Here is a 26,117-nt window from a genome sequence, read left to right as displayed (position 1 = left end):
CCGGTCAGCTGACGGCGGCGTCCGGCGTCCGCGCGGCGAGCCGTTCCTCGCGGGCGAGGCTCCTGCGGAAGTGGGCGCACCCGCGCCACAGCAGCACGATGCTGCCGACCGAGGCGATGCCGTACACCAGCGACAGGGACGTGCCGATGCGCCGGCTCGATCCGAGCAGCTCGTCGGTGACCAGCGCGACCAGCGTCGTGCCGAGGCCCACGGCGGACAGGTTCGAGATGAGCAGGAAGACGGCGGAGACCTGGGCCCGCATCTGGTTCGGGCTGAGCACCTGCATGGCGGCCGTGGACGCGGGCATCGGGAACGAGGCGAAGAACATCGTGACCGCGAGCAGCACCAGCGACAGCCACAGGGGCCTGACGTGCGGGAAGACGATGACCGGGACGAGCATGCCGACGGCGCCGATGACACCTGCGCGCATCGCCCCGTCCGGGTGGCCGAGCTTGGTGAGCCGGTCGACGAGCCACCCGCCGAACAGCACGCCAGAGCCGTTGGCCAGCAGCACGACGCCACCGAGTACGTAGCCGACCTCGGTCGGGGTCAGCCCGAAGGCGCGCATGTAGAAGGCCGGCACCCAGGCCATGAGGCCGAGCAGCACCATCGCGTAGCAGGAGAAGCCCACGTAGTGGCAGAGGAACGTACGGGCGTGGCCGCGCAGGAAGGTGAACACGTCGCGCATGGCCACCTTGCGCACGGCGCCCGCGGCGTCCCGTGCCAGGCCGCGCCGCACCGGGTCGCGGACCGTCAGCAGGAAGACGAGCGCGACGAGCAGTCCGGGCAGGCCGATGATGAAGAACGTCAGCTGCCAGGCGCGCACTTCGCCCACGAGCGGGACGGCGACGCTGTCGACGTCCTTGAGCAGTCCGATGACGTACCCGCCGATGAAGAACGCGGCGCTGCCTCCGATGAACGAGCCGAGCGAGTAGATTCCGGCCGCCCGGCCGAGCCTGCTCTTGGGGAACATGTCGCTGAACATCGAGTACGCGGACGGGGTCAGCGAGGCCTCGCCGACCCCCACCCCGACCCGGGCCAGGAACATGTGGGCGAACCCCTTGCTCAGCCCGGACAGCGCGGTGGCCAGGCTCCACAGCGCGATGCCGATCGAGATGATCACGGGACGCGAGCGGCGGTCGGCGAGCGCCGCGATGGGCAGCCCCATCACCGAGTACAGGACGGAGAAGGCGAGCCCGCTCAGGAGGCTGAACTGGGTGTCCGTCAGGCTCAGGTCCCGTTTGATGGGCTCGATCATCAGCGACAGGGCCTGGCGGTCCACGAAGGACAGGACGTAGGCGGCCGTGCAGATGCCGACGATGTAGTTCTTGTACCGCTCGGACATCCGGGGGCCGGGGTCGAGATGGATTTCGGACAGCTGGGACTGCTCGGTCATGGGACGGCGCCTCATCGGGTCTGGGTGGGGTGGTGCCCGGTACGAGATGCAGCTGGCGGCCAGGGAGCGGAGCCGGTGGACCGGGGCGGCCAACTGGGCCGCGGGTACCGGCGAGTTGAACCGGATCAACGAGTTCAGAGGCTAGCCACGCCCCACTCGGCCGGCCATCCCTGGAATCCCGGTGCGGGGTCGGGGATTTCCCGCATCACATGGGCCGGGTCGGGGTGGGTGCCCGGAGGTCCTAGAGTGGGGGCGGTCTTGGAACAGCAAGGAAATGAGGATCAAGTGGTCGACATGGCAGCCGCGGCGCGGAAGGTCTTCGACCGGTACGACGTCGACGGGGACGGGCAGTTGACTGCCGAAGAGTACCGGCAGGTCGTCGCGGAGCTCGGTGACACGGGTGTCACGGCGGAGGCCGCGCAGGAGCTCATCGACACCATCGACAGCGACGGTGACCGCAAGGTCTCGTTCGAGGAGTTCCGGGCCTCCATGGGGCTCTGACCCCTCACCTCGCACCACCGCCTGTGCCCCTGGGGTCGTGACCTCGGGGGCACACGTGTGTCAGCCGCCAGGTGTCCGGGTCGGCTTGCTCAGCGGCCGCCACCAGTGGGCGCGGCGCGGGTGCAGCGCCCGGCCGAGCCGACGCCCGGCGACGAGGTATCCGAGGAAGGCGCCCCCCGCGTTGAGGATCACGTCGTCGATGTCGAACGCCCTGCCCGCCACCAGGAGCCCCTGGGCGATCTCGACCGTCAGCATCACGAGCGCCGTCATGAGCACCACCCGGACGAAGCCCCGGGTGCGCGGGAAGAGCACCGGCAGCAGCACCCCGAACGGCACCCCGAGGAGGACGTTGCCGCCGACCTGCTTGATCGTGTCGCGCCAGTCGGGCTGGTCGAAGTACAGGCCGATCGACCGGCCCGGGTGCAGGTTGGTGTGCGTCAGCGATTCCGACCCTGGCGAGGGGACGAGGGTGGCCCTCGCCAGCGCCACGGCGAAGGCCACCATGCAGACGAAACCGACCGCCATCACGAAGGCCCGGACCAGCCGCCGACTCCACGAGTACCGCCGCGTACGGGATTCGTTTTCCATGTACCGCCGGTTACCACGGAGTTGGCGCCGCACACGCCCGGCCAGGCCACAGCCCGCCGGGCGGCCGGAATTCACCGGTCCGCGGCGGCCCCTCGTTCCCCACGAAGACCTTGACACGCTCACGACCACTTGTATGGTCTAGTCCAAGCAACGGCCGTTCTGCTCAAGGGAGTTCACCCGCGCCACGCGTCGGGTGGACCCCTCCTGCCCCCTTCGCGCCTCTTGGTCCCCACCCTCGAGAGGCCGACCCGAGCGTGCGCCCCCACTTCACGCACGCCCCGGGAAGACCTGAAGTGAAGGAGTACGCATGAACGCCAGAAGGAAGACCGCCGCGCTCATCGGCGCGGCCCTCGCCCCCGTCATCGCCGTCAGCCTTCCCGCCGGTTCGGCGAGCGCGCACGGCTACATCTCCTCCCCGCCCAGCCGACAGGCGCAGTGCGCGGCGGGCACCGTCTCCTGCGGTGACATCACCTACGAACCGCAGAGCGTCGAAGGCCCCAAGGGGCTGACGAGCTGTAGCGGCGGCAACAGCCGGTTCGCCGAGCTCGACGACGACTCCAAGGGCTGGGTCGCCACCCCGGTCTCCCGCAACGCCACCTTCGAGTGGAAGCTGACGGCGCAGCACGCCACCAGCACCTGGCAGTACTACGTCGGCGGCCAGGAGATCGCCGAGTTCAACGACAACGGCGCGAAGCCGGGCGCAACGGTCACCCATGACGTGGACTTCGGCTCGCTGACGGGCAAGCAGAAGGTGCTGGCCGTCTGGAACATCGCCGACACGTCGAACGCGTTCTACGCCTGCATCGACGTGAACGTCGGCGGCTGAGCGAGTACTTCGGTACGGCGGCGCCGCGGACCTTCCCCCACGGCGGGCTTCCCGGCCTGTCACGGCCCGCGGCGCCGCACACCACCCCCACACCCCCCACCACTCCCCTTCGATCGGAGTGCTTCACCATGCGCCTCCGCACACCCACCCTGCTGACCGCCACCGCATGCGCCGCCGTCCTCGGGTCACTGACCCTGGCCGGCCCCGCATCCGCCGAAAAGGTCGGCGCGCAGGCCGACTTCGTCGTCAGCCAGAGCCAGTTCGACCAGATGTTTCCGGGCCGGAACTCCTTCTACACGTACGAGGGCCTGACGGCCGCGCTCAGCGCCTACCCGGAGTTCACCGGGACGGGCAGCGACACCGTGCGCAAGCAGGAGGCCGCGGCCTTCCTCGCCAACGTGAGCCACGAGACCGGCGGCCTGGTGTACGTCGTCGAGCAGAACACCGCCAACTACCCGCACTACTGCGACAGTTCGCAGCCGTACGGCTGTCCTGCGGGCACCGACAAGTACTACGGGCGCGGCCCGATCCAGCTCAGCTGGAACTTCAACTACAAGGCGGCGGGCGACGCGCTCGGCATCGACCTGCTGCACAATCCCGACCTCGTGCAGAACGACGCGGCCGTCGCCTGGAAGACCGGCCTGTGGTATTGGAACACCCAGAGCGGCCCGGGCACCATGACCCCGCACGACGCCATGGTCAACGGGGCCGGGTTCGGCGAGACCATCCGCAGCATCAACGGCACCCTGGAGTGCAACGGCGCCAACCCCGGCCAGGTCCAGAGCCGTATCGACAACTACAAGAAGTTCAGCCAGATCCTGGGCGTCGACCCGGGTGCGAACCTGAGCTGCTGAAGCGGCGGTGACGGCGGCCGGTCCGCGGCGGCGACCCGACGGTTGCCCTTGAAGGGGCGTTGCCTCGACGCGGGCCGGCTGGAACGCTTCTGGGGGTCGAGCAGGTGGCTCCTGGGATCGAGCAGGTGAGGGGCTGATCGCCGTGTCCGCCGATCCGTCAGGCCACCGGATCCCGATGAGCGGTGAGTTCATCGTCTGGTCGCTCGTCTCGCTGGCGAGCAGGACACCCGTGGCCATGGCGCCGCTGGCCCTGGTGTTCCTCAGTCGGCACGGCGCGGGCGGTTACGCCTCGGGGGCCGTTCTGGCCTCCGCCTACGTCCTGGGCGAGGTGACCGGCGCGCCACTGCTCGGGGCGCGCCTGCGCGGAGCCCGCATACGGCGGCAGTTGGCCGGCGGCCTGGCGGTCGGGGCGTGCGCCTTCCTGGCCCTGCCGTTCGCGCGTTCCGCCCCGCTGCCCGTACCGATCGGCCTCGCCTTCCTGGCCGGCGCGGCACCGGCCGCCTGTCCCGGTGGGGCGCGCGTCCTGCTCACGCGCATGGTGAAGGACACCGCCGTACCGCGCGCGTTGAGCGTGGAGGCCACGCTGACCCAGGTCATCTGGGCCGTGTCGCCCGGCCTCGTGGTCCTCCTCGCCCTGGAGATCGACGCCGGGGCACCGCTGCTGCTGGGCGGCGCCCTCGCGGCCACCGGCTCCCTGCTGCTCTTGCGTCTGCCCGAACACCCCGCCGCCGGGCCCGCAGGGCGCTCCGGAACAGCGGCGGGCCGGGTCCTGCTGTCCGCCTGGCCGGTCCACCTCACCAGCGCGGCCGCCATGACGATGCTGGCCACGGCGGAACTCGTGCTGCCCGCGCTCCTTGAGGACCGACAGGTGGCCGTCGGCTGGGCCGGTCCGCTGCTCGCCGGTTTCGCGCTGGCGGGGGCGGCCGGGGCGCTCTGTTACGGCTCGCGGTCCTGGCGTGGCTCCGCGCGGACCCAGAGCCTGGTCCTGCTCACGGTCACCGCCGGGTGCGTGGGGCTCATCGCGGTCCTGCCGGGCCTGCCCGGTATCGCCGCCGGACTCCTCCTCGCGGGCCTCTTCCAGTCGGGCGTCATGATCACCCGAAGTCTCAGCCTGCGTGAACGCCTGCCCGAGCACGCGCACGCCGGCGCCTACTCCGTCATGTACGCGGCCGGGGGCATCGGCTACGGCCTCACCGCCGTGCTGTCCGCGGTGGTGCTGAGCGCGGCATCGCCCGCTGTCGCCGTCGCCGGGGGCGCCGGCGTCGCCCTTCTGGCCACCGCCGTCAGCGCGATCGCCGAGCGTGGTGTGCCGAAGCACATGCCGGGAAGTCGTCCCCGAAGTGCGCCGAGTGATCAATGTGCGGAGACTCGGCCCTGACGCGCAGAGAAGAGGACGACAGCGAGAGGTGGCATCGGCACGTGGCCCACACACCTTCTGACGGCCCGACCACCAGAGGCCGCAAGCGCATGCCGGAGACGGTCGCGGGCCTTCCCCAGCATGTGCGCGAGGAACTGGTTCGCCGGCTGCGCCGCACCAAGCGGGGCTATCGCAAGCAGGACGTCCAGGTCGTCGAGAAACCCCTGCTCAAGCGGGCTGTCGGGGCGTCGGCGCTCGGCAACTGCATGGAGTGGTTCGACTTCGGTGTCTACAGCTATCTCGCCGCCACCATCGGCAAGGTCTTCTTTCCCGGCGCCTCCCCCGGCGCCCAGCTGATCTCGTCGTTCGCGACTTTTGCTGCCGCGTTCGTGGTGCGACCGCTCGGCGGCCTGGTGTTCGGCCCGCTCGGCGACCGCATCGGGCGGCAGAAGGTGCTCGCCACCACCATGATCATGATGGCGGCCGGAACGTTCTCGATCGGCCTCATCCCGAGCTACGAGACCATCGGCATGGCCGCTCCCGTTCTCCTCCTGATCGCCCGAATGGTGCAGGGCTTCTCGACCGGTGGCGAATACGGCGGCGCCACCACGTTCGTCGCCGAGTACTCACCGGACCGACGGCGCGGCTTCCTGTCCAGCTGGCTCGACTTCGGCACCTTCGTCGGCTACGCCCTGGGCTCCGCGCTGGTCACCGTGCTGAACATCGCCCTCACTGACGATCAGATGCTGTCCTGGGGCTGGCGCCTGCCGTTCCTGATCGCGGGCCCGCTGGGTGTCATCGGCCTGTACATGCGGCTCAAGCTGGAGGAGTCCCCCGCCTTCCAGCAGCAGCTCGACGAACACGAGAAGAGCCTCGCCCAGAAATCGGTCGGCAGTGAGTTCAGGACCATCGTCCGCGAGCACTGGCGTCCGCTGCTGGTGTGCATGGGCCTGGTCCTGCTCTACAACGTCACGAACTACATGGTCACCGGCTATCTGCCGAGCTATCAGACGGAAGCGCTCGGCCGCTCCAGCGGCTCGGCGGACATCCTGGTGCTCATCGGCATGGTGTGGATCGTCCTCCTCATCACCTTCCTGGGGCGTCTCAGCGACCACATCGGCAGGCGTCCCCTGTACGCGGGCGGGGCCATCGCCATGATCCTCCTGGCCATCCCCGCGTTCCTCCTCATCAAGTCGGAGGGCACCTGGCCGCCCATCTTCGGTGTGCTGATCCTGTCCACGCTCCTGGCGTGCTTCGCCGCACCGAGCGCCGCCACGCTGCCTGCGCTGTTCCCGACAGCGGTGCGGTACGCGGCGATGGGCATCGGCTTCAACTTCGCCGTGGCGGCGTTCGGCGGCACCACACCCCTGGTGACGGAGGCCCTGGTCAACGCGACCGGCGACAAACTGATCCCCGCCTACTACCTGATGGTGGCCGGTGTCATCGGCCTGGTGACCGTCAAGTTCCTCCCGGAGAGCGCACAACTGCCGCTGAACGGCTCCCAGCCGATGGTCGGCTCGAAGGAGGAACAGAAGGAACTCATCGACACGTCCCAGGACCTGTACCGCTACGCCAAGGAAGAGGCCGAGGCACGCTGACCGACCCGTCGCTCCTGTCACTCCCTGACGGGCGCACCCGTGCCTCGAATCCCCTGCCCGCGCCCGCTACTCGACGGTAATGTTCGAGCCCGTCCGACACCCCAGAGGGAAGGGCATGGGCACCGTCATGGGATTCGATCCCGGCACCGAGCACGCGAGAACCCGGGCCGCGCTGGAGTCCGTCCTCGTCCGCCTCGTCCGTACGGTGCGGGAGGCGCCCGACCAGGACGCGGCCTCGGGTCTTCCCGGCTGGACGGTCGGTGACGTCGGCGCACACCTCGCCGCGGTCCATCTGGCCTGCGGCGCGCACTGGTCGGACGAGCCCGTGCCCTGGGACGACGTGCTGCCGCGGGGCGACGGGCCGCTCGTCGAACGGATCACCACGCTGAACGCCCGGTCCGTCGGGCTGCTCGACCCGGCGGGGCGGGCGTCGCTCGCCGACCTGCTCGCCGAGCGCGGCGCGGCCTTCCTGCGCGGGACCGAGGGCCTGGCCCCGGACACCCCCGTCCCAACGCCCTGGTACGGCCCCGGTGTGACGCTCACCCTGGCGGCCGTGACCGGGCTGATGCTGAGCGAGAGCCTTGTGCACGGCCTCGATCTCGCCCGCGGCACGGGGGCGCCCTGGCCGATCGGGCCGGACGAAGCCGCTCTTGTCCTCGGCCAGTTGATGCCGACGATGATGCCCATGACGGTGGACACGGCGAAGGCACGTGGCGTACGCATCGCCTTCGACCTCGCCATCAAGGGCGGCCCCCGGCTCGCCGTGGTCGTCGAGGACGGCGCGGCGACCGTCACCCGGGACGCTCCGGCGCGCCGCTACGACTGCCGGATCACGGCCGCCCCGGCCACGTTCCTGCTGGTGTCGTTCCGGCGGATCCCGGTCTGGAAGGCGGTCGCGAGCGGCCGCATGCGCGCGGGTGGCCGCAGGCCGTGGCTCGCCCCGCGGCTCGGCGAACTCATCGGCACACCCTGAGGGGTCCCGTCGCACTCACCACGTCTCGGACTCGCCTGCCCCGGCCCCGGCCCGCACGCGTGCCACCTTGCGTTCCTTGTTCCGCAGGCGGAGGCCGAAGAGCGGAAAGACGAGGACGGAGAGCATGGCGGCGCCCACCATGGCCGCGGCCTCGCTCCTGCCGAGGAGCTCCTCGTCGAGCCCGATCGTGGTGATGGCGACGACCAGTGGCAGACAGGTGGCCGAGTGCAGGGTCAGGGCCCTGCGGCCGGGCGGAGAGAGGTCGCGTGGGGCGAGCGCGTACACCGGGCCTCCTCTGACCAGCAGGAAGAGGACCAGGAAGACGGGCAGTAGGACGAGCGGGCGCCCGCCGTCCAGGAGCGAGGACAGGTCGAACTGGATGCCCGTCACGATGAAGAACAGCGGCACGAGAAAGCCGAACCCCAAGCCCTCGATCTTCCGGAGGACGTCCTCGCCCGCCTCCGGCGCCGCGCCCTGCAACACCAGCCGGGTCAGCAGCCCGGCGGCGAAGGCCCCGAGCAGCACGTCGAGGCCGAAGGCCTCCGACAGGGCGAGCATCGAGACGAGCAGCAGCATGACGAAGCGGACCCCGAACTGGCCGCTGGTGTGCAGCGTGGTCTGGATGACGCGGGTGAACCAGGGCGGCCGCGGGCGCAGCGCCCAGTACACGGCGCCGGCGGTGATGGCGGCGAACACGGCCAGGATGACCGTCGACAGGCCGGGATCCCGCCCGCTGAGCAGGACGGACATGGCGATGATGGGCCCGAACTCGCCGACCGCGCCGAACGCCATGGTGACGGTGCCGAACCGGCCCTGGAGATCGCCACTGTCCCGCAGCACGGGCACCACCGTGCCCAGGGCCGTGCTGGTGAGGGCGGTACCGATGATCACGCTGCGCGGAAGGTCGAGCCCGGTCAGTGCCAGCGCCGCCGCGAGCCCTGCCACCAGCGAGATCACCCAGGCCCACACGGCGCGCCGCAGGGTGTCACCGCGGATGGCGTCGAACTGGATCTCGTAGCCCGCGAGAAAGATCAGCAGGGACAGGCCGAGGTCGGCGAGCACGTCGGTGAGCTCCTCGGAGTGCGCCCATCCGAGGACGTCGGGGCCCATGACGATGCCGAGGACGATCTCGAAGATGACCAGGGGCACCCGGACCCAGCGGCCGAGGCCGTGTGCCAGCAAGGGCGCGAGCACCGCCGCGGCCATGATGAGGATCAGCGTTCCTGGATGTTCCACGACGACGTCCCCTGATGTGCGGCCGGTACCTGCTGTTCCGAGGATCCGGGGAACGGGCCGGTACGGCACCCATGGGCGGGCCATGCGGGTGAACATGCCGCCGGGTCTGGCCAGTTGAGGCCATGCGGGTTCGAGGCCGTGGCGCCGTCACCGAGGTCACCTCCGGCGGCGGCACGGATCTCAGCGCACCACGACCGGCACGGTCACCGTCACCGCCTCCGGTCGTCCCCCGCGGCGCGCCTGGTGCACGTCGCGGTACGAACCGTCCGCCCGGCGCCGCTGGTACACCAGCGTGAGGCGTGCCGTGCCCCTGCGCAGCCCGCGGAGTGTCACCCTGCCGTCCTCGACGCTCACCGACGCCGGGCCGGCCGGACGCAGTTCGGCCCGCAGCCGGTTCTCCGGTGCCGTCAGGTCGAACGCGGCGCCCGCGGCGCTGCGCACCGCGCAGACGGTGTCCGCCGTCCCGCCCACCCGCACCGCGACCGGCCGGGCGGTGAACGTGAACGGGGCGGTCCCGGACGGCACGGGTTCGTCGCCGGTGGACTGGTCGATGGTGAGGCGCGGGAAGCCGGCCGCGCGGTCGTCGATACGCAGCCGCTCGGTGTAGACGACGCGGTCGGGCGAGGTGGGTGACGTACGGCCGTGGTGCACGTAGTACAGCTCGCTGCCGTCGGGCGAGGTCGTCAGGCTGCCGTGGCCGGTGGAGTACATCCCGACGTCGGGGTTCTGCGAGAGAACGGGGTTGTCCGGGTACTTGCGCCACGGGCCCAGCGGGTGCTCCGCGACGGCGTAGCCCACGCCGTAGTACTGGTTCTCGAAGTTGTTGGCCGAGTAGGTCAGGTAGTACAGGGTGCGCCGCTCACCGGCGTGGACGTAGTCGTGCCGCCAGGCCGTTGAGCCCTCTTCCCAGCGGCGGTCCTTCTTCGAACCGCCGGACTTCGCATGGTCGTTGACGTGTGCGTCCTCCCAGGGCTGCGGGTCGGCCGCGTAGGTGAGGATCGGCACGAACCCGTCCCGGCGCCGCGCCTCGGAGGTGCCGGCCCGCGCGTTGGCGTCGACGTAACGGGGGTGAATGGTCGGCATGGTGGCGCCCTCGGGGTCCCGCCACCAGCGCGTGGTCAGCTCGACGGCGGCGATGTTGGACTCCTCGATGTACTTGCCGAGGCGGGTGTCCCACACCCAGTTCCGGTAGGCGTTGCTGGAGAAGTAGAGATAGATCCGCCCTTCGTCGAAGAGCAGGTTCGCGTCGATCATCGGGATGTACGAGCCCAGCGGCGCGGTGCGCCCCTCCTCCTCGGTGGCGGGCGGGGTGAGCTGGTCGTCGCCCATGATGAGGTTGACGTCGTGGTAGTCCGGTTTGTACGGGTGGTAGTCGATCGGCCGGTCGGCGATGTTGCGGAACGGGCCCTCGGGCGTGCGGGACACCGCGACACCGATCGAGCACGGCTCCTCGAAGTCCGCGTAGCCGAAGTACTGTTCGCCCATGGCGCTGCCCATGCGGGCCGCGTAGAACAGGAAGTACAGGCCGGTGTCCGGGTTGCGGTAGACCTCCGGAGCCCAGAACCAGTCCTTGCCCCACCGCTTCGGGTCGTCCGCGCGCAACGCGCCACCCGGCAGCCGCTCCCACGTCGACAGGTCGGGCGAGCGGTGCACCCCGAAGAAGTGGCCGTCGTCCGAACCGCCCGTGCAGTACGCGTAGTAGTAGCCGCTGGGCTCGTCGAACAACACGTAGGGGTCGCCGCCGGACGTCTCGGCGTCGTTGGCGTACGTGGCGTCGGTGACCTGCGCTCCGCGCCGTGGAGCCGCACTGGCGACACCCGGCACCAGAGCTGCTGCGGCGACGGCGAGCGTCCCACCGAGAACGGCACGCCGGGCGGGCGGGATCGAGGGACGCGCGGGCTCATGACTCATGACGACACCTTTTTCAACTCACCTACGGACATTGGATGTTGCGGGGGTGGTCAGCAGCCGCCGCAGTTGTAGAACGTCACGTCCCAGTGGTTGCCCTCGTCCGCGTACACGTTGCCGGACCCGGCCTTGTACTGCGGGGCGCCGTCGCCGCGCAGGCCGATGTAGGTGAAGTGGTTCTTGACGTAGCTGGTGACGCAGGTGTTCTTGCCGAAGTCGAGCTTGTAGCCGTTCCAGTGCGAGTACGTGCCGCTCGCGTGGCCGGTCTCGGTGCCGCCCGTGATGTTGAGCGCGCACGCGCTGGCCTTCTTCAGCGTCTGGGCGCCCTGGGCGGTGGCGAGATTGAGCTGCTCGAACGACGTGCACGTGGACACGTTCCGGTCGGAACAGCCGCCGGAGGACGACCAGGTGATCCCGACCGAGCGGAACATCGACGTCGCCGTCGCATGCGAGATCTTCGTGGCGGCGAACGCGTCGGTCGAGGTCGTCAGCACGCCGAAGCCGGGGGCGACGAGAGCGCCCGTGGTGAGGGCGAGCGCGGTGAGCGCGGAGCGGATACGCATGGGGATCGCGGCCTTCCTGCCAGTGCCTGAGTCCTGAGTCCTGAGCGGGATGTGACAGCTGTGGTGCAGGTGGATCGGCCCAGATCGTGCCAGGGTCTACGCGCGTGCGGAAGACCCCCGGACGGCCGGCCGGTGCCGTGGCGGCCGACCGTCCGGGGCCCGCATGGCACCCGTCAGGGGTAGGAGACGACCGTCGAGGGGACGGTGTCGCTGCCCGAGGTGGCGGCACCGGTGTCGTTGATGACGTGTTCGTACTGCCCCTTGCCGCCCAGTGACACCACGAGCAGGTCGTGGAACTTCACGCCCGGCGCGTTCGGAGCGGAGAAGCCGTGGTGCTGCACGATGGTCGGGTCGACGTTGTAGAAGCAGTACGAGCCGAGGCCCCAACCCTCGTGGCTCGTCACGGAGTCGGCGACCTTGTAGGCGGCGAATCCCTTCATGTCGCCGTTCTGGATGGCCGCCTGGTTCGGGGCGTCGTACGCCTTCTCGTTCTGGAAGAAGATCGTGCGCCCGCGCTCGCCGTTCCACTGGACGTCGTACTTGTTGAAGTGCTCGACGAACAGGCCGGTCATCAGCACGTCGTCGCCGTTGACGACGACGCCGTAGTCGGCCCGGTTGGTGTCCCAGCCCACGCCCTCTCCGTGGTCGGCGCGCCACACCCACGTGTGGTCGACGATGGTGTGCCGGGCGTTGACGACAAGGCTGGTGGTGGCCTTGCCGGCACCGGCGCCACCGATGCGGACGAACACGTCCTGCATGGTGATCGGGTCGCTGGAGTGGTCCGCGGAGGCGCCCTGCGGCCCGATCTCGACGAGGGTGGGAGAGTTGACGGTCCCCGCGTCCACCAGGAACCCGGCGAGCCGCACTCCGTCGACGTCCGCCACCTTCAGCGCCGTGACACCGCCGTCCGGGACGAGGGTGGCGTAGCCGAGACCGAGGACGACGGTGCCCGCGCGCTTCACCTCCACGGGCGCGTCCAGGTGGTAGATGCCGGGTGTGAGAAGCAGATTGAGCCCCTGATCGAGGGCGGCGTTGAGGGTGCTCGCGTCGGCGCCGGGCTGGGCGACGTAGAACTGACTCAAGGGGAGCGAGGTGCCGCGTGGTGTCCCGCTGCCCCAGGTCGTGCCGCGCGCGTTGGTCCGCTTCTCCGGCAGGAACACCTTGTAGTCCGCGCCGTCCAGGTACAGGAAGGGCTTCTCGCGGGAGACGGGGGTGGTGTCGAGGGTGGTGTACGGCGGGTCGGGAAAGCTCTGCGCGGGTGCGCCCTCGACGCCGGAGAACACCATGTTCCAGACGGCGTTCTGCCATCCGCCCACCGAGGAGTCGCGGGTGTACCACTGCTGCTGCGAGTACGGGCCTACGGTGCCGTCGATGCGGCTGTCGGCGATGTAGCCACCGCTGGCCCAGCCGTAGCCGTCCGGGGAGAGGTTGAGGCCGCCGCGCACGTGCATGCGCCGGAAGGGGGCGGCCTGGGCGACCGCCCACCGGTTCGTCCCGTTGACCGGCACCAGCGCGAGGTTCTCGGCGCTGCGCCAGAAGTTCTGCGTGGCGTTGCCGTCGAACCACCCGGCGTCGACGGTGACATCGCCGTTGATGACGGTGTCATCCGGGGACAACCCGAGGCCTGATATCGAGGTGTAGAAGCCGAGTTGCGCGTTGAGCCCGTTGTAGGTGCCCGGCTTGAACAGCAATTGGTAGCGCCCGGCGCCGAACTGGGCGGACTCCTGCTGCTTGAAGATCTCGTCGAGCTTGGCCTGGATGCCGGGCGTGGACGGGTCGAACACGATCACATTGGGCCCGAGGTCACCGCCTGCGGCGAGGCGCTTGCGGCGTGCGGGCGAGGGGGCGGGCGCGGCCGGCGCCGACGTGGCCCCGAGCACGGGCAGCGCGGCGCCGACGGCGGCGGCCGCTCCGAGTACTCTGCGGCGCGACAAGGACAGGGGGAAGCGAGTCACAGCGGCTCTCCTGGTTCAGGAAATGAACGAGTGGGGGGTGTGGGAGCGCTCTCTTGGCGACGCATGTTTCAGGGTTGTGAATGCGGCGTCAAGGGGTGCCGCGGAACTTAGTTCATGAAGTGACGGAAGGGGGTGGCCACGAACTGCGGACGCCGGCCGACGGGTTGACTGCTGGGGCGCACGTCATGGCCTCGCCCTGGTGGGCGCACCCGGGCATGATGGGCGAGCCGTACGCCCAAGACATCAAGAAACAGGGCGAGTGAGCCGAGGATGGAGCGCACCCCATGAAGGAGTGGGAGGACGACGAGTACTGCCTCTTCATCAACGGAGGCGAGGGGTCGGACCTCTGGGCGCTGCTGGCCGACTTCTCGGAGACCGAGGACGAGGAGGAGTGGCGTACGCACATTCCGCGCTTCACATGTCTGATCCGGTGCTGGCAGCGCCTCGGCTTCATCAAGGTGTTCCAGTCGGACGAATGGCCCGCGCACCTCACCAGTGAAGAGGTGACCGGACAGGCCCTCGACGACCTCTTGGCGGACCCGGCCAGCTGGGAGTACGAGGATCCGGTCCGCTGGACCTGCGTCGGATCCGGCGATCGGGACATCCACGAGCTGGAGGAAGGCATGTGCGCCAATCAACGCCATGGCCTCCGGGGCAAGAGTCCCCAGGAAACGAAATGATCCAGGTGGAAACGCTGGGCAGGATCGCTTCGGGCGATGAACAAGGGCGTTACGTATACATCCAGGAACTCCCGGACGACCCTCCGAGCTACTTGGTGCTGACTGCCGCCGACCCAGACTTGAAGGTGGCCGGGGGCGACGAGTGGGTGGAGGACTTCGCCTCGTTGCAGCAGTTCTTCGACGAGGGCAGGTGGGTCGTCGAATGGACCTTGTGAGGGGGCACAGTGCGACGCCTTCGAGCGCACTCGCACCCTACGTTCGCCTGGCTGAACTCTTCGTCTCCAGACGGATCAACGCGCCGCAGTTCGATTCGCGGTTCTGGGAGCTGTTCAGCAGCTTGCAGGAAATCTCGGACACGGACTTCGCCGTACTCAACGAACTGTTCTACGTCGTCGAGGACTTCGTGCCGGATGTCGATGCGCGGGATCCCGGCGATGTGACCGAACCGGAGCTCCTTGCCGCGGCGAGGGCGTTCCTCGACGCCTGCCGTGACAACTGACCTTCGCGGCCCGGCGCGTGTCTCCGGCCGGGCCGCTTCCGCTGGTGGTGCTCGACTGGGCTGCCTAGCCCCGATACGTCTCCAGCAACCTCAACCACACCTCGCTGATCGTCGGATACGCCGGTACCGCATGCCACAGTCGGTCGATGGGGACCTCGCCCGCGATCGCGATCGTCGCCGAGTGGATGAGTTCGCCGACGCCCGGGCCGACGAAGGTGACGCCCAGGAGGATCTCCCGGTCGAGGTCGACGATCATGCGGGCGCGGCCCGTGTAGCCGTCGGCGTAGAGGCCGGTGCCGGCGACGTTCGCCATGTCGTAGTCGACCGCGCGGACGCGGTGGCCAGCAACCTGGGCCTCGGCGAGGGTGAGTCCCGCGCTCGCGGCCTCGGGGTCGGTGAAGACGACCTGCGGGACCGCGTCGTGGTCGGCCGTCGCGGCGTGGGCGCCCCAGCGGTCGGTCTCCAGGAGCGGGACGCCCTGCGCGCGGGCCGTGATCGCGGCGCCCGCGATGCGCGCCTGGTACTTGCCCTGGTGGGTGAGGAGCGCGCGGTGGTTGGCGTCGCCGACCGCGTAGAGCCAGGTGGAGTCCGTGACACGGAGGGAGTCGTCGACGTCGAGCCAGGAGCCGGGCTTCAGGCCCACCGTCTCCAGGCCGATGTCCTCCGTGCGCGGCGCGCGGCCGGTCGCGAAGAGGATCTCGTCGGCTTCGAGGGTCGTGCCGTCGTCGAGGGTCGCCACCACCGAGCCGGAGGCGGAGCGTTCCACCGATTTCACCGAGACACCCGTGCGCAGGTCCGCGCCCGCCTCGCGCAGCGCGTCCGCCACCAGCTCGCCCGCGAACGGTTCCATCCGCTCCAGCAGGCCGCCGCCGCGTACGAGCACGGTGACCTGCGAGCCCAGCGCCTGCCAGGCCGTGGCCATCTCCGTGGCGACCACGCCGCCGCCGACGACGATGAGGCGGCCGGGAACGTGGTCCGCGCTCGTCGCCTCCCGGCTGGTCCATGGTTTGACCGCGTCCAGGCCCGGGAGCGGCGGCAGGGCCGCGCGCGTGCCCGTGCAGACGGCGACCGCGTGGCGTGCCGTGAGGGTGGTCACCGTGCCGTCCTCGGCGGTGACCGTGACGCGGCGCGGTCCGTCGAGGCGGCCGTGGCCGCGGTACAGGTCGATGCCGATGGACTCCAGCCAGCCGACCTGGCCGTCGTCCTTCCAGTGCGAGGTGTAGTCGTCGCGGTGCGCGAGGACCGCCTGGGCGTCGAGCGGGCCCTGGACCGCCTGGCGCAGGCCGGGCACCCGGCGGGCGTCGGCGCGGGCGATCACCGGGCGGAGCAGCGCCTTGCTGGGCATGCACGCCCAGTAAGAGCACTCGCCTCCGACGAGCTCGCTCTCCACGATGGCGGCGCTCAGTCCCCCGGCCCGCGCGCGGTCGGCGACGTTCTCGCCGACGGGTCCCGCTCCGAGCACCACGACGTCGTACGTGTTGGCTTCCGTCATGCGCCCCAGTCTCTCAGTGTGGTCGGATGTGTGCGTGCCGAGCACATGGGTACGAGCGCGGAATACGTCCGACATCCGGACGGTTGTGCACAGCGGCTTTGCCCCCTACGGCTTCGCCCCGAACCCCGGAAGCAGGAAGAGGGAAAAACACCATGAGCAGCACCACCACGGAGCTGACCAAGGAGAACTTCGATCAGACGGTTACGGAGAACGAGTTCGTACTGATCGACTTCTGGGCTGACTGGTGCGGGCCTTGCAAGCAGTTCGCCCCGGTCTACGAGCAGGCCGCAGAGGCCAACCCGGACCTGGTGTTCGGCAAGGTCGACACCGAGGCCCAGCCGGAGCTGGCCGCCGCTTTCGGGATCCAGTCGATCCCGACCCTCATGATCGTGCGTGACCAGGTGGCTGTGTTCGCGCAGCCCGGCGCGCTGCCCAAGGAGGCGCTCGAGGACGTCATCGGCCAGGCCCGCAAGCTGGACATGGACGAGGTCCGCGCGTCGGTCGCCGAGCAGCAGGCGAAGGCCGAGCAGGAGGGCCAAGGGCAGGGGCCGGGCCAGGAGGGCTGAGCCTCCCCCCCCCGTCACTCGAATGCACGCGAGGCGGTCGCCCTCTGATGAGGGCGACCGCCTCGTGGCATTCCGGCCCCGGTCCTGAGACTCGCCCCGGTCCTGAGGCGCGCCTCAGGCCGAGTCGCGCGCCACCACCGTCACCGCAAGCGCCTCCCGCCGCGCCGGCTCCCCGTCCCGGTCCGGGTCCCTGACCAGGCGGTCGACCAGTTCCGCCAGCTCCCGCCCCGACGGCAGGTCGAGCCGCACCGTGCTCAGCCGGGGACGCAGCAGCCGTCCGAGCATCAGGTCGTCGGCGCCCATCACGGCCACGTCGCCGGGGATGTCGACGCCCGCGTCCTGGAGCGCGCGCATCAGCAGCATGGCGTACTCGTCGTTGTACGCGAATACGGAGCCGAGCCCCAACTCCCCCACCTGTGCGGCGACTTGGGCCGCATCCTGCTCGTCGTAGGCGAGCGGCAGCGGCACCGCTTCCGCGCCCGCCCGGCGCACGCCCTCCAGGCGCGGCACCGAGAAGACGTCGAGTCCCGGCTCCTTCGGCATGACCACGCCGATGCGCCGATGGCCGCGGGCCAGGAGGTGTGCGGCGGCGGCACGGCCGACCTGCCGGTGGTCCGTGAGCAGGGCGTGCGCGCCCTCGACCGGCTCCGGGCCGAGCGTGATGACGGCGCGGGCGCCGGAACGGCGGAGCACGGCGATGCCGTCGGCACCCAGGCCTACCGGGCCAAGGACGGCGACCGGGCGCAGCTCGGCCCAGGCGCGGGCGGCGGCGTCGCCGTCCAGGCCCACGCTGCCGTACTGCACGACGGTGTAGTCGAGGCGGCTCAGCGCCCACTGGAGTTCATTGAGGAAGGCGCTGTACAGGGGCCCGATCGGCACGTCGGGGGTCGGCACGAGGACGATCCGGGTGTGTCCCGCGCGCAGGCTGCGGGCGGCGGCGTGCGGGACGTAGCCGAGTTCCTTGGCGGCCTCGTGGACGCGCCGCCGGGTCGGCTCGCTGATGCGGACCGCGCTCGTGTTGTTGAGGACGTAGCTGACGGTGGCGCGCGAGACCCCGGCGAGACGCGCGACGTCGGCGCTCGTGGGCAGGGCGCCGGACTCGGGCCGGGTCGGCACGGACGGCTGGGCGGACTGCTGCTTCGGTATCTGCACCATGACGTACGGCATCCTTGCAGACGGCGTCGGCCGGATGCGCCTACCCCCGTGCCAGGGTCTTCCACAGCTTGGGGTCCTCGAAGTTCAGCGCCCACAGGACCGTGTCGCGTACGCCGTATTTGCGCAGGACGGGGAGGTGTGCGGCGGTGCCGGCGGCGTCCTGGTACCAGACCGTGCGGCGGGTGGCCTTCTTGCCCTTGCCCTCGGTGTACGTGAAGTGGGGGGTGCGGGACTCGGGGTCGAGGGCGTAGCGCGCGCCGACCTTGCGGCGCAGTTCCTCGGCGGACTTGGACGTGACGTGCCGCGCGCGCTCCTTCTTTCCGTCGCCGCGGGCGCCGCCCACCTTCCAGTTCCAGCCGTACGCGGGCAGGCCCATCTCCAGTTTGGCGCGCGGGACTTGGGCAGTCGCGCGGGAGAGGATCTCGTCGTACCACTGGGGTGAGGCCAGCGGTCCCGGCCTGCCCTCCGCGGAGTGCAGGTTGTACGCCATGATGCGCATGCGGTCGGCGGCGGCCCCCAGCTTCTTGTAGTCCCAGATGCGGCCCGTCGAACGGGTCTTGGGCATCACGGTCAGGAAGCACTTCTTGCCGGAGGCGTGCAGGCGTGCGCACAGCTCGGTGGCGAAGGCGGTGTAACCGGCGCGCACCGCGCGGTACTTGTCGTCGGGGGCGGTGGCGATCGTCTCGTAGTCGATGTCGAGTCCGTCGTAGGCGCGGCTGCGGGCGACGTCGAGCAGGGCGTCGATGTGGCGGGTGCGGGACTTCGGGTCGTTGAGGACCTTGGCCAGGGCACCCGGCTTCATCGTTTCCATGACGGTGGGGACGACCTGGATGCCGCGGGCGTGCAGTCCGTTGATGATGCGGCGCTCGCCCGCGCCGGTGTGGCCTGCGACCCGGTCCGCGGATTTCGTCTGGTACCAGAAGGGGCTGATGGTCCGGATCTGTGCGGCGTGGTCGAGGGCGTTCTGGTAGGCGGCCTCCTGGTCCCAGTACGGGAGCCACGCGGAGACGGTGCGCGGGGGTGCGGCCTCGGAGGCGGCGGGGCCCGCGGGCGCCGCGGCGGTGAGGGCGAGGGTCCCGGTGAGGACGCAGAGGGCGGTGCGGTGACGTCGGTTCATGGGGCGAGCCTGCGGCCCATCCGGCGTACCCGCCGCAGGGATTGGGCCGGTCGGCGTCTAACGTGACCCGCGTGACTGCCTATACGGATGACCAAGCGTACGAGCACCCCGGCCGCGGCGGCGCGACGGCCACGGTGGAGGCCGAGCCGACACGGGTCGGCAGGGTGCGCACCGAGTACGCGCCCGCGCACGACGGCGACCCGGATCCCGGCGAGATCGTGTGGACCTGGGTGCCGTACGAGGAGAACGACGGGCGCGGCAAGGACCGCCCGGTGCTCGTGGTCGCCCGGGAGGCGGGCGGCACGCTGCTGGCGGTGCAGCTGTCCAGCAAGCGGCACGACGGCGACCGCGAGTGGGTGGCGCTCGGTTCGGGGCCCTGGGACCGGGACGGCCGGGATTCGTGGGTGGACCTGGACCGGGTGCTGCGCGTGCACGAGAAGGGGATGCGCCGCGAGGCCTGTGCGCTCGACCGCGGCCGGTTCAACACGGTGGTGCTTCGGCTGCGGGAGCGCTACGGCTGGCGCTGATCCGCCCGGTCGAAGGCGCGCTCGAACGCGGAGCGGGTGGGCGCGCCCTTCGCACGGTCGAGGACGGCGCACACCACCTGCTCGAAGTGGTGTGCGAAACGCCCTTCGAGCAAGGTGCGGAAGGCCTCGGCGACCTGTCCCGGATCATTGCGGAACACCCCGCAGCCCCAGGCTCCGAGGACGAGCCTGCGGTATCCCTCGGCCGCGGCGACCTCCAGCACGCGCTCGGCGCGCGAGGCGAGGGCAGCGGGTATCCCGGGCACCCGCTCCGGGGTGCGCTGCGCGATCACTCCCGCGTTCGGCGCGGCCGACGTCAGGAATCCCGCCTCGAACGGTGTGTCGAGCAGCCGGCCCTGGTCGTCACGGAACACCGGGACGGCCGGCGCGTGGATGACACGGTCGGTGTAGAAGGCGTCGCGGTGCTCGCGGTGGTGGGCGTAGAACTCGGGCACCCCGGTCAGGCACGCGTACAGCGCGGAGCAGCGGCAGAGGGCCTCTTCCTGGGCCTGCGCCCCGTTCAGGTAGCCGCCGCCCGGGTTGCGGGCCGAGGCGAAGTTCAGGACGGCGACCGGCCGCGGTCGCTCCCCCGTCATGCGGCGCGCCACCTCCAGGCTGCTCTCGCCCGTGACCTCGATGTCCCTCCGGTCCACCGGCGAGATCGGCGGCACGGGCACCGGGTCGGGCCCGTACATCCTGGTGCCCGCCCGCGCCCGTGCCACCGCGGCGCCGATCGTCACCACGCGGCCCCCGTCGCCCGCGTACTCCCCCGAGTCGACGATCCGCTCCGTGCTCCGCGCGAGCTCGCGCAATCGCGCGCTCACGCCGCGTCCCCCGCCGTCTCCCCCGTCGTGTTCATGAATCCATCGTGTACGCACAGTGACCGAGCGGGCAACAGGTTTTTGTCCTCTTCGACGAAGTCGCGCGGATGTCCAGAGGCACTCTTGTGCGAGCCGCCCGAACCGTCTTGGGTGGAGGGTCTGCGTCGCCCGGAAGGGGCTGTTTGTCGGCGCCCGGCCGAATCGACGGGATGGCCCCCACCGGGGACCATGGAGACGTGCGAACCAGGAGGAATCCCCCCATGAGCGAGGGAGACTGTACGGCGCTCGGTGACCTGGTCACCGAGGCCGAGGCGGAGGCCCTGGTACGGGGCATCTGCTTCAAGACCGGACCACCCCGCAAGGTCGGGGTCGAGCTGGAATGGATCGTCCACGAGCCGCGCCCGCTGCCGAAGCCGTGGCTCCCCTTACCGCCAGAACGACTGGATGCGGCATACGTCGCACTGCGCGCCCTGCCCCTGCGCTCGGCGCTCACCGTGGAACCCGGCGGGCAGCTGGAACTCAGTTCGCTCCCCGCCGCCACCCTCACCGAATGCGTCTCGGCCATGCGGGCCGATCTGGCCGCCGTCCGCTCCGCGCTCCGCGGCCACGGACTCGTCCTCTCCGGGCACGGCACCGACCCCTGGCTGCCGCCGCGACGTGTTCTCCATCAGCCCCGTTACGACGCCCTGGAGGCCTCGCTCGACCGGGCCGGGCGCGCCGGGCGCTCCATGATGTGCTCGTCCGCGTCCGTGCAGGTGTGCCTGGACGCGGGGCACGAGGAGCCGGGACCGCAGGGGCTCGGCCGGCGCTGGCGGCTCGCGCATCTGCTGGGCGCGGTCCTGGTGGCCGCGTTCGCCAACTCACCGATGCTGTCCGGGCGCCCGACCGGCTGGCGCTCCACGCGGCAGCTGCTGTGGGAGCGGATCGACGTGGGCCGCTCGGGCGGCGTGCCCCTCGACTTCGACCCGCGCGAGGCGTGGGCGCGGCACGTGCTCGACGCGCCCGTGATGTGCATACGCGCCGACGACGGCCCCTGGCAGGTTCCGGACGGGCTGTCCTTCCGCGAGTGGGCGCGCACCGGCGCGCCGCGCCCGCCGACCCGATCGGACCTCGACTACCACCTGACCACCCTCTTCCCGCCCGTGCGCCCGCGCGGGCACCTCGAACTGCGCATGATCGACGCGCAGCCGGGCGACGACGGGTGGCTGGTGCCGCTCGCCGTGACGACCGCCCTGTTCGACGACGCGCAGGCCGCCGAGACCGCGTACCGCGCGGTCAAGCCGCTTGCGGAGCGGGCGGGTCCGCTGCCGGCTCCGCACAATCCGCTGTGGCGCGACGCGGCCCGGCTCGGCCTCGCCGATCCCGAGCTGCGCGAGGCCGCCACGGCCTGTTTCACGACGGCGCTGGAGGCGCTGCCGCGACTCGGCGCGGATGCCGACGTGCGGCAGGCGGTCGCCGACTTCACCCACCGCTATGTCATGCGCGGCCGCTGTCCCGCCGACGACGTGCTCGATCAGCTCACGCGAGAACCCGCCCAGGGGAGGACCGTCCGATCATGACCGCCGAGGAGAACGTCACCACGGACCCGGAGGCGCTCCGTGGCCGCGCCGCAAAGGCCCTGGAGGCCGCGCGGCGCCGCACGACGCTGCTGACGAGCTGCGTCGACGAGGGCGAACTCACCGCCCAGCACTCGCCGTTGATGTCGCCGCTCGTCTGGGATCTCGCGCACATCGGGAACCAGGAGGAGCAGTGGCTGCTGCGCGCGGTCGCCGGCCAGGAGGCGATCCGCCCCGAGATCGACCCGCTGTACGACGCCTTCGAGCACCCGCGCTCGGAGCGCCCGAGCCTGCCGCTGCTCGCGCCCGGGGAGGCCCGCGGCTATGCGGCGGACGTCCGCGGCCGGGCCTTCGACGTGCTGGAGAAGGCCTCGTTCGAGGCGGAGGGGACGGAGCGCCTGACCCGCTCGGGCTTCGCCTTCGGGATGATCGCCCAGCACGAGCAGCAGCACGACGAGACGATGCTGATCACTCACCAGCTCAGGAAGGGCGGCGCGGCCCTCACGGCGCCCGATCCCGAACCCCTGGCGCGGCCGTACGACGGTCCCGCCGAGGTGCTCGTCCCCGGCGGCCCGTTCACGATGGGCACGACGGCGGAGCCGTGGGCCCTGGACAACGAGCGGCCCGCGCACACCCGCCTTGTGCCGCCGTTCCACATCGACACGACGCCGGTGACGAACGCCGCGTACCTGGAGTTCGTCGAGGAGGGCGGCTACCGCCAGGAACGCTGGTGGGCTCCGGACGGCTGGGCGATGGTGCGCGAACACGGCCTTGAGGCGCCGCTGTTCTGGCGTCGCGAGGGCGGGCAGTGGCTGCGCAGGCGGTTCGGGGTGACCGAGCCCGTACCGCCGGACGAGCCGGTGCTGCATGTGAGCTGGTACGAGGCCGACGCCTACGCGCGGTGGGCGGGGCGGCGCCTGCCGAGCGAGGAGGAGTGGGAGAAGGCGGCGCGCCACGACCCTGCCACCGGGCGGTCGATGCGCTACCCCTGGGGCGACGCGGACCCGACGCCGGACCGCGCGAACCTGGGCCAGCGGCATCTGCGACCGGCTCCGGCGGGCAGCTACCCGCTGGGCGAATCCCCTTTGGGCGTACGGCAGTTGATGGGCGACGTATGGGAGTGGACGTCCAGCGACTTCCTGCCCTATCCGGGGTTCGTGGCGTATCCGTACCGCGAGTACTCGGAGGTGTTCTTCGGGGGCGACTACAAGGTGTTGCGCGGTGGTGCGTTCGCCGTGGACGCGGTGGCCTGCCGGGGCACGTTCCGCAACTGGGACCATCCGATCCGGCGGCAGATCTTCTCCGGGTTCCGCACGGCCCGTGACGCCGAACCCCTGGAGCGTGCCTGATGTGCCGTCACCTGGCCTATCTGGGGCCGCCCGTACCGCTCGGCGAGGTCGTCGACCGGCCGCCGCACAGCCTGTTCCGGCAGTCCTGGGCGCCGCGCAGACAACAGCACGGCACGGTCAACGCGGATGGTTTCGGGGTGGGTTGGTACGCGGACGACGATCCGGTGCCCGCGCGCTACCGCCGCGCGGGACCCATCTGGGGCGACGCGGCCTACCAGGACCTGGCGCGCGTGGTCCGTTCCGGGGCGCTGCTCGCGGCGGTCCGCGACGCGACACTCGCCGGGGCGGACGGGGAGGCGGCAGCGGCCCCGTACGCGACGGGCCCCTGGCTGTTCAGCCACAACGGCGCGGTGCCGGGGTGGCCGCAGTCCCTGACCTCCCTGACGCCCACGCTGCCGCCGACGGACCTGCTCTCCCTGGAGGCCCGCTGCGACGCGGCATTCCTGTGGGCGCTGGTCCTGCACCGGCTGCGCTCGGGCGACGAGGAGGCTCAGGCGCTCGCCGACACCACCCTGGAGATCGCCGAGGCGGCGCCCACCGCCCGCCTCAACTTCCTGCTCACCAACGGCGAGACGATCACGGCCACGGCCTGGGGCGACACCCTGTGGTACCGCACCGAGCCGGGCCGCTCCGTCGTCGTCGCGTCCGAACCGTACGACGACGATCCGCACTGGATCGAGGTCCCCGACCGCACGCTGCTCGCGGCGAGCCGTACCGACGTCCTGTTGACCCCGCTCAAGGAGCCCTCCGCGTGAGCCCGTTCCGCATGACCCGCACCCTGCCCGAGGACGCCACCGACGCGGCACTCCGGTCCGACGTCCTGCACGGCCTGACACACGACCCCAAAACCCTGCCGCCGAAATGGTTCTACGACGCGCGCGGCAGCGAACTCTTCGACGAGATCACCCGGTTGCCCGAGTACTACCCGACCCGCGCCGAGCGGGAGATCCTCATCGCGCGCGCCCACGAGATCGCCGGGGCGACCGGTGCGCGCACCCTCGTCGAGCTGGGCTCCGGCTCGTCCGACAAGACGCGCCACCTCCTCGACGCGCTGACCGACCTGACGACGTACGTGCCCGTGGACGTGAGCGAGAGCGCGCTGCGCGGCGCGGCGGACACGCTGCTCGCCGAGCGGCCCGCGCTCGACATCCACGCCATGGTCACGGACTTCACCATCGCGTTCGACCTGCCGGAGACACCCGGGCCGCGCCTGGTCGCCTTCCTCGGCGGCACGATCGGCAATCTGCTGCCGGACGAGCGGGCCGCCTTCCTGACGGCGGTGCGGGGCCTGCTGTCGCCCGGCGACTTCTTCCTGCTCGGCACGGACCTGGTGAAGGACGAGGCGACGCTGGTCGCGGCGTACGACGACGCGGCGGGTGTCACGGCCGCGTTCAACAAGAACGTGCTGACCGTGATGGACCGCGAGCTGGGCGCCGACTTCCACCCCGACGCGTTCGAGCACGTCGCCCTGTGGAACGCCGAGTGCGAGTGGATCGAGATGCGGCTGCGCGCCACCACCGCGCAGACCGTCAAGATCCCGGCCCTCGACCTCGAGGTCGACTTCGCGGCGGGCGAGGAGGTGCGCACGGAGGTCTCGGCGAAGTTCCGCCAGGAGGTCGTGAAGGCGGAACTGCATGATGTGGGCCTTGAGTTGGCGCACTGGTGGACGGACACCGAGGGCCGGTTCGCGCTGTCGCTCAGCAGGGCGTCGGCGGGACTGCCCTAGGCGGAGGCCGAGGCGGCGGCCGGGCGGTCGGCGGTGACCAGCCAGCAGGTGCTGCGCAGCCGGACCGTGCCGGCCGCCGTCTCGTGTCCGCGCAGGTGGTCGGTCAGGGCGCGGCGGGCGCGCTCCCGGGCGTCCGCTTCGGCCTGCTCCATCAGGTGGCGGCCTGGCCCCGTCCCCAGCAGGAAGTCCGCCGCGTCCTTGGCCCCGCTCCCCCACGTTCCGTATGCCTGCGTCCGCTGGACGGTGACGCCGGTGAACCCGGCCGCGGCGAGGACTTCGCGGATGCGGTCCGGCGAGGCCAGGGAGAACATGCCGGGGAGTCCCGGCCGCCCGAAATCGCCGACCGGCAGGAACTCGCGCAGGGACGCCATCGCCGCGACCCAGTCGTTGAGCGCGGCGTCGGCCGGGCAGACGAAGGCCAGGCGGCCGCCGGGGCGCAGGGCCCGCCCGACGTTGGCGAAGGCCGCTACGGGGTCGGCGTAGAACATCACCCCGTAGCGGCTGATCGCGGCGTCGAAGGCGGCCGCCTCGAAGGGGTGCGCCTGTGCGTCGCCCTGCGTGAAGGAGGCGTTGGCGACGCCCTCCCGTTCGGCGCGGGCCCGAGCCTCGGCCAGCATGGGTTCCGACAGGTCGAGCCCCAGCGCGTGGCCCCGGGGTGCCCGGAGCGCGGCGAGCCGGGTGGTCTGCCCGGAGCCGCAGCCGAGGTCGAGGATCCGGTCGGCTCCGGTGATGGCCGCGGCGTCCAGGAGCGGCTCGTTGAAGCCCTCGTTGACGGCGTTCCAGCGGTCCTGGTAGCGGGCCCAGTGGACGCCTTCGGGGCCGTTCCACGCCTGCGCCTGCTCGGTGTTGACGATGTCCTGCACGAGTCCCCCTGGGG

Annotated in this window: 27 protein-coding genes; 16 read left to right on the top strand and 11 right to left on the bottom strand. The window is 71.1% G+C overall.

Annotated elements, in window-relative coordinates; all coding sequences use genetic code 11:
* Positions 1-4: 4 nt before the first annotated feature.
* A complete protein-coding gene (locus ACNYS0_RS39305; protein WP_422481085.1) occupies positions 5-1,396 on the bottom strand; it encodes a spinster family MFS transporter in 1,392 nt (463 codons plus the stop codon).
* A 294-nt stretch (positions 1,397-1,690) separates the two neighbouring features.
* On the opposite strand from ACNYS0_RS39305, the gene ACNYS0_RS39300 reads away from it, so the two are divergent.
* Positions 1,691-1,897, top strand: coding sequence for an EF-hand domain-containing protein (locus ACNYS0_RS39300; protein ID WP_266719140.1), 207 nt, complete (start codon positions 1,691-1,693; stop codon positions 1,895-1,897).
* Between the two features lie 60 nt (positions 1,898-1,957).
* Here ACNYS0_RS39300 and ACNYS0_RS39295 read toward each other — a convergent pair whose 3' ends face one another.
* Positions 1,958-2,422, bottom strand: a complete 465-nt coding sequence (locus tag ACNYS0_RS39295) for a VanZ family protein (protein WP_422482891.1) — start codon at positions 2,420-2,422, stop codon at positions 1,958-1,960.
* Between the two features lie 370 nt (positions 2,423-2,792).
* Between ACNYS0_RS39295 and ACNYS0_RS39290 the strand changes: the two genes are divergently transcribed.
* The 5 genes from ACNYS0_RS39290 to ACNYS0_RS39270 all read left to right on the top strand — a co-directional run bounded on the left by ACNYS0_RS39290 (position 2,793) and on the right by ACNYS0_RS39270 (position 8,093).
* Positions 2,793-3,311 (top strand): lytic polysaccharide monooxygenase auxiliary activity family 9 protein, encoded by a 519-nt coding sequence (locus ACNYS0_RS39290; protein WP_422429142.1) that lies wholly within the window; start codon positions 2,793-2,795, stop codon positions 3,309-3,311.
* A gap of 128 nt (positions 3,312-3,439) precedes the next feature.
* Positions 3,440-4,165 (top strand): chitinase, encoded by a 726-nt coding sequence (locus ACNYS0_RS39285; RefSeq protein ID WP_422481083.1) that lies wholly within the window; start codon positions 3,440-3,442, stop codon positions 4,163-4,165.
* A gap of 175 nt (positions 4,166-4,340) precedes the next feature.
* Positions 4,341-5,543 carry an MFS transporter gene (locus ACNYS0_RS39280; protein WP_422481081.1) on the top strand — a complete coding sequence of 401 codons (1,203 nt, stop codon included), beginning with the start codon at positions 4,341-4,343 and terminating at the stop codon, positions 5,541-5,543.
* Positions 5,544-5,632: 89 nt separating this feature from the next.
* Positions 5,633-7,120, top strand: a complete 1,488-nt coding sequence (gene proP, locus ACNYS0_RS39275; protein WP_422481079.1) for a glycine betaine/L-proline transporter ProP — start codon at positions 5,633-5,635, stop codon at positions 7,118-7,120.
* A gap of 115 nt (positions 7,121-7,235) precedes the next feature.
* Positions 7,236-8,093 (top strand): maleylpyruvate isomerase family mycothiol-dependent enzyme, encoded by an 858-nt coding sequence (locus tag ACNYS0_RS39270; protein ID WP_422481077.1) that lies wholly within the window; start codon positions 7,236-7,238, stop codon positions 8,091-8,093.
* A 15-nt stretch (positions 8,094-8,108) separates the two neighbouring features.
* Here the strand turns inward: ACNYS0_RS39270 and ACNYS0_RS39265 are convergent, their stop codons facing one another.
* From ACNYS0_RS39265 to ACNYS0_RS39250, 4 genes are all read right to left on the bottom strand, one after another.
* On the bottom strand, positions 8,109-9,329 hold the full coding sequence (locus ACNYS0_RS39265) for a cation:proton antiporter (RefSeq protein WP_422481075.1): 1,221 nt from the start codon (positions 9,327-9,329) through the stop codon (positions 8,109-8,111).
* Positions 9,330-9,509: 180 nt separating this feature from the next.
* The gene (locus ACNYS0_RS39260; protein WP_422481073.1) at positions 9,510-11,240 is read right to left on the bottom strand and encodes a family 43 glycosylhydrolase; all 1,731 of its coding nucleotides are present in this window, start codon (positions 11,238-11,240) and stop codon (positions 9,510-9,512) included.
* A gap of 50 nt (positions 11,241-11,290) precedes the next feature.
* Complete coding sequence (locus ACNYS0_RS39255) at positions 11,291-11,800, bottom strand: hypothetical protein (RefSeq protein WP_422481071.1); 510 nt, start codon at positions 11,798-11,800, stop codon at positions 11,291-11,293.
* A gap of 173 nt (positions 11,801-11,973) precedes the next feature.
* Positions 11,974-13,755 (bottom strand): coagulation factor 5/8 type domain-containing protein, encoded by a 1,782-nt coding sequence (locus ACNYS0_RS39250; RefSeq protein ID WP_422481069.1) that lies wholly within the window; start codon positions 13,753-13,755, stop codon positions 11,974-11,976.
* Between the two features lie 119 nt (positions 13,756-13,874).
* Between ACNYS0_RS39250 and ACNYS0_RS39245 the strand changes: the two genes are divergently transcribed.
* From ACNYS0_RS39245 to ACNYS0_RS39230, 4 genes are read left to right on the top strand one after another with little or no spacing between them, the layout of a single operon-like run.
* The gene (locus tag ACNYS0_RS39245) at positions 13,875-14,018 is read left to right on the top strand and encodes a hypothetical protein (protein ID WP_422481067.1); all 144 of its coding nucleotides are present in this window, start codon (positions 13,875-13,877) and stop codon (positions 14,016-14,018) included.
* 21 nt (positions 14,019-14,039) lie between these two features.
* Entirely contained in the window at positions 14,040-14,435 is a 396-nt protein-coding gene (locus ACNYS0_RS39240; protein ID WP_422481065.1) for a hypothetical protein, read from the top strand.
* Positions 14,432-14,650 carry a hypothetical protein gene (locus ACNYS0_RS39235; protein ID WP_422481063.1) on the top strand — a complete coding sequence of 73 codons (219 nt, stop codon included), beginning with the start codon at positions 14,432-14,434 and terminating at the stop codon, positions 14,648-14,650. The genes ACNYS0_RS39240 and ACNYS0_RS39235 overlap by 4 nt, the downstream gene beginning before the upstream one ends.
* On the top strand, positions 14,638-14,934 hold the full coding sequence (locus ACNYS0_RS39230; protein ID WP_422481061.1) for a colicin immunity domain-containing protein: 297 nt from the start codon (positions 14,638-14,640) through the stop codon (positions 14,932-14,934). The genes ACNYS0_RS39235 and ACNYS0_RS39230 overlap by 13 nt, the downstream gene beginning before the upstream one ends.
* A gap of 64 nt (positions 14,935-14,998) precedes the next feature.
* On the opposite strand, the gene ACNYS0_RS39225 is transcribed toward ACNYS0_RS39230, so the two are convergent.
* The gene (locus ACNYS0_RS39225; RefSeq protein ID WP_422481059.1) at positions 14,999-16,426 is read right to left on the bottom strand and encodes a dihydrolipoyl dehydrogenase family protein; all 1,428 of its coding nucleotides are present in this window, start codon (positions 16,424-16,426) and stop codon (positions 14,999-15,001) included.
* Between the two features lie 152 nt (positions 16,427-16,578).
* Between ACNYS0_RS39225 and trxA the strand changes: the two genes are divergently transcribed.
* Positions 16,579-16,992: a thioredoxin gene (gene trxA, locus ACNYS0_RS39220; RefSeq protein WP_422481057.1), complete on the top strand. Its 414-nt coding sequence runs from the start codon at positions 16,579-16,581 to the stop codon at positions 16,990-16,992.
* Between the two features lie 114 nt (positions 16,993-17,106).
* Here the strand turns inward: trxA and ACNYS0_RS39215 are convergent, their stop codons facing one another.
* On the bottom strand, positions 17,107-18,159 hold the full coding sequence (locus ACNYS0_RS39215; RefSeq protein ID WP_422481055.1) for a LacI family DNA-binding transcriptional regulator: 1,053 nt from the start codon (positions 18,157-18,159) through the stop codon (positions 17,107-17,109).
* A gap of 28 nt (positions 18,160-18,187) precedes the next feature.
* A complete protein-coding gene (locus ACNYS0_RS39210; protein WP_422481053.1) occupies positions 18,188-19,264 on the bottom strand; it encodes a glycosyl hydrolase family 18 protein in 1,077 nt (358 codons plus the stop codon).
* A 71-nt stretch (positions 19,265-19,335) separates the two neighbouring features.
* Here ACNYS0_RS39210 and ACNYS0_RS39205 point away from each other — a divergent pair, with 71 nt between their 5' ends.
* Positions 19,336-19,791 (top strand): type II toxin-antitoxin system PemK/MazF family toxin, encoded by a 456-nt coding sequence (locus ACNYS0_RS39205; protein ID WP_422481051.1) that lies wholly within the window; start codon positions 19,336-19,338, stop codon positions 19,789-19,791.
* Here ACNYS0_RS39205 and ACNYS0_RS39200 read toward each other — a convergent pair.
* Positions 19,776-20,612, bottom strand: a complete 837-nt coding sequence (locus tag ACNYS0_RS39200) for a TIGR02452 family protein (protein ID WP_422481049.1) — start codon at positions 20,610-20,612, stop codon at positions 19,776-19,778. The two genes, ACNYS0_RS39205 and ACNYS0_RS39200, sit on opposite strands and share 16 nt — an antisense overlap.
* Positions 20,613-20,869: 257 nt before the next feature.
* Between ACNYS0_RS39200 and egtA the strand changes: the two genes are divergently transcribed.
* Genes egtA through egtD form a run of 4 tightly spaced genes read left to right on the top strand, consistent with a single transcriptional unit; the run spans position 20,870 to position 25,240 of the window.
* On the top strand, positions 20,870-22,168 hold the full coding sequence (gene egtA / locus ACNYS0_RS39195) for an ergothioneine biosynthesis glutamate--cysteine ligase EgtA (RefSeq protein ID WP_422481047.1): 1,299 nt from the start codon (positions 20,870-20,872) through the stop codon (positions 22,166-22,168).
* Positions 22,165-23,514, top strand: coding sequence for an ergothioneine biosynthesis protein EgtB (gene egtB / locus ACNYS0_RS39190; protein ID WP_422481045.1), 1,350 nt, complete (start codon positions 22,165-22,167; stop codon positions 23,512-23,514). The genes egtA and egtB overlap by 4 nt, the downstream gene beginning before the upstream one ends.
* The gene (gene egtC / locus ACNYS0_RS39185) at positions 23,514-24,269 is read left to right on the top strand and encodes an ergothioneine biosynthesis protein EgtC (protein WP_422481043.1); all 756 of its coding nucleotides are present in this window, start codon (positions 23,514-23,516) and stop codon (positions 24,267-24,269) included. Before egtB ends, egtC begins: the two co-directional genes overlap by 1 nt.
* Complete coding sequence (gene egtD / locus ACNYS0_RS39180; RefSeq protein WP_422481041.1) at positions 24,266-25,240, top strand: L-histidine N(alpha)-methyltransferase; 975 nt, start codon at positions 24,266-24,268, stop codon at positions 25,238-25,240. The genes egtC and egtD overlap by 4 nt, the downstream gene beginning before the upstream one ends.
* Here egtD and ACNYS0_RS39175 read toward each other — a convergent pair.
* On the bottom strand, positions 25,237-26,103 hold the full coding sequence (locus tag ACNYS0_RS39175) for a class I SAM-dependent methyltransferase (RefSeq protein WP_422481039.1): 867 nt from the start codon (positions 26,101-26,103) through the stop codon (positions 25,237-25,239). The genes egtD and ACNYS0_RS39175 overlap by 4 nt on opposite strands.
* Between the last annotated feature and the right edge of the window lie 14 nt (positions 26,104-26,117).

Source organism: Streptomyces anthophorae, assembly GCF_049310305.1.
Taxonomy (GTDB): domain Bacteria; phylum Actinomycetota; class Actinomycetes; order Streptomycetales; family Streptomycetaceae; genus Streptomyces.
This window is presented reverse-complemented; position numbering and strand designations above follow the sequence as displayed.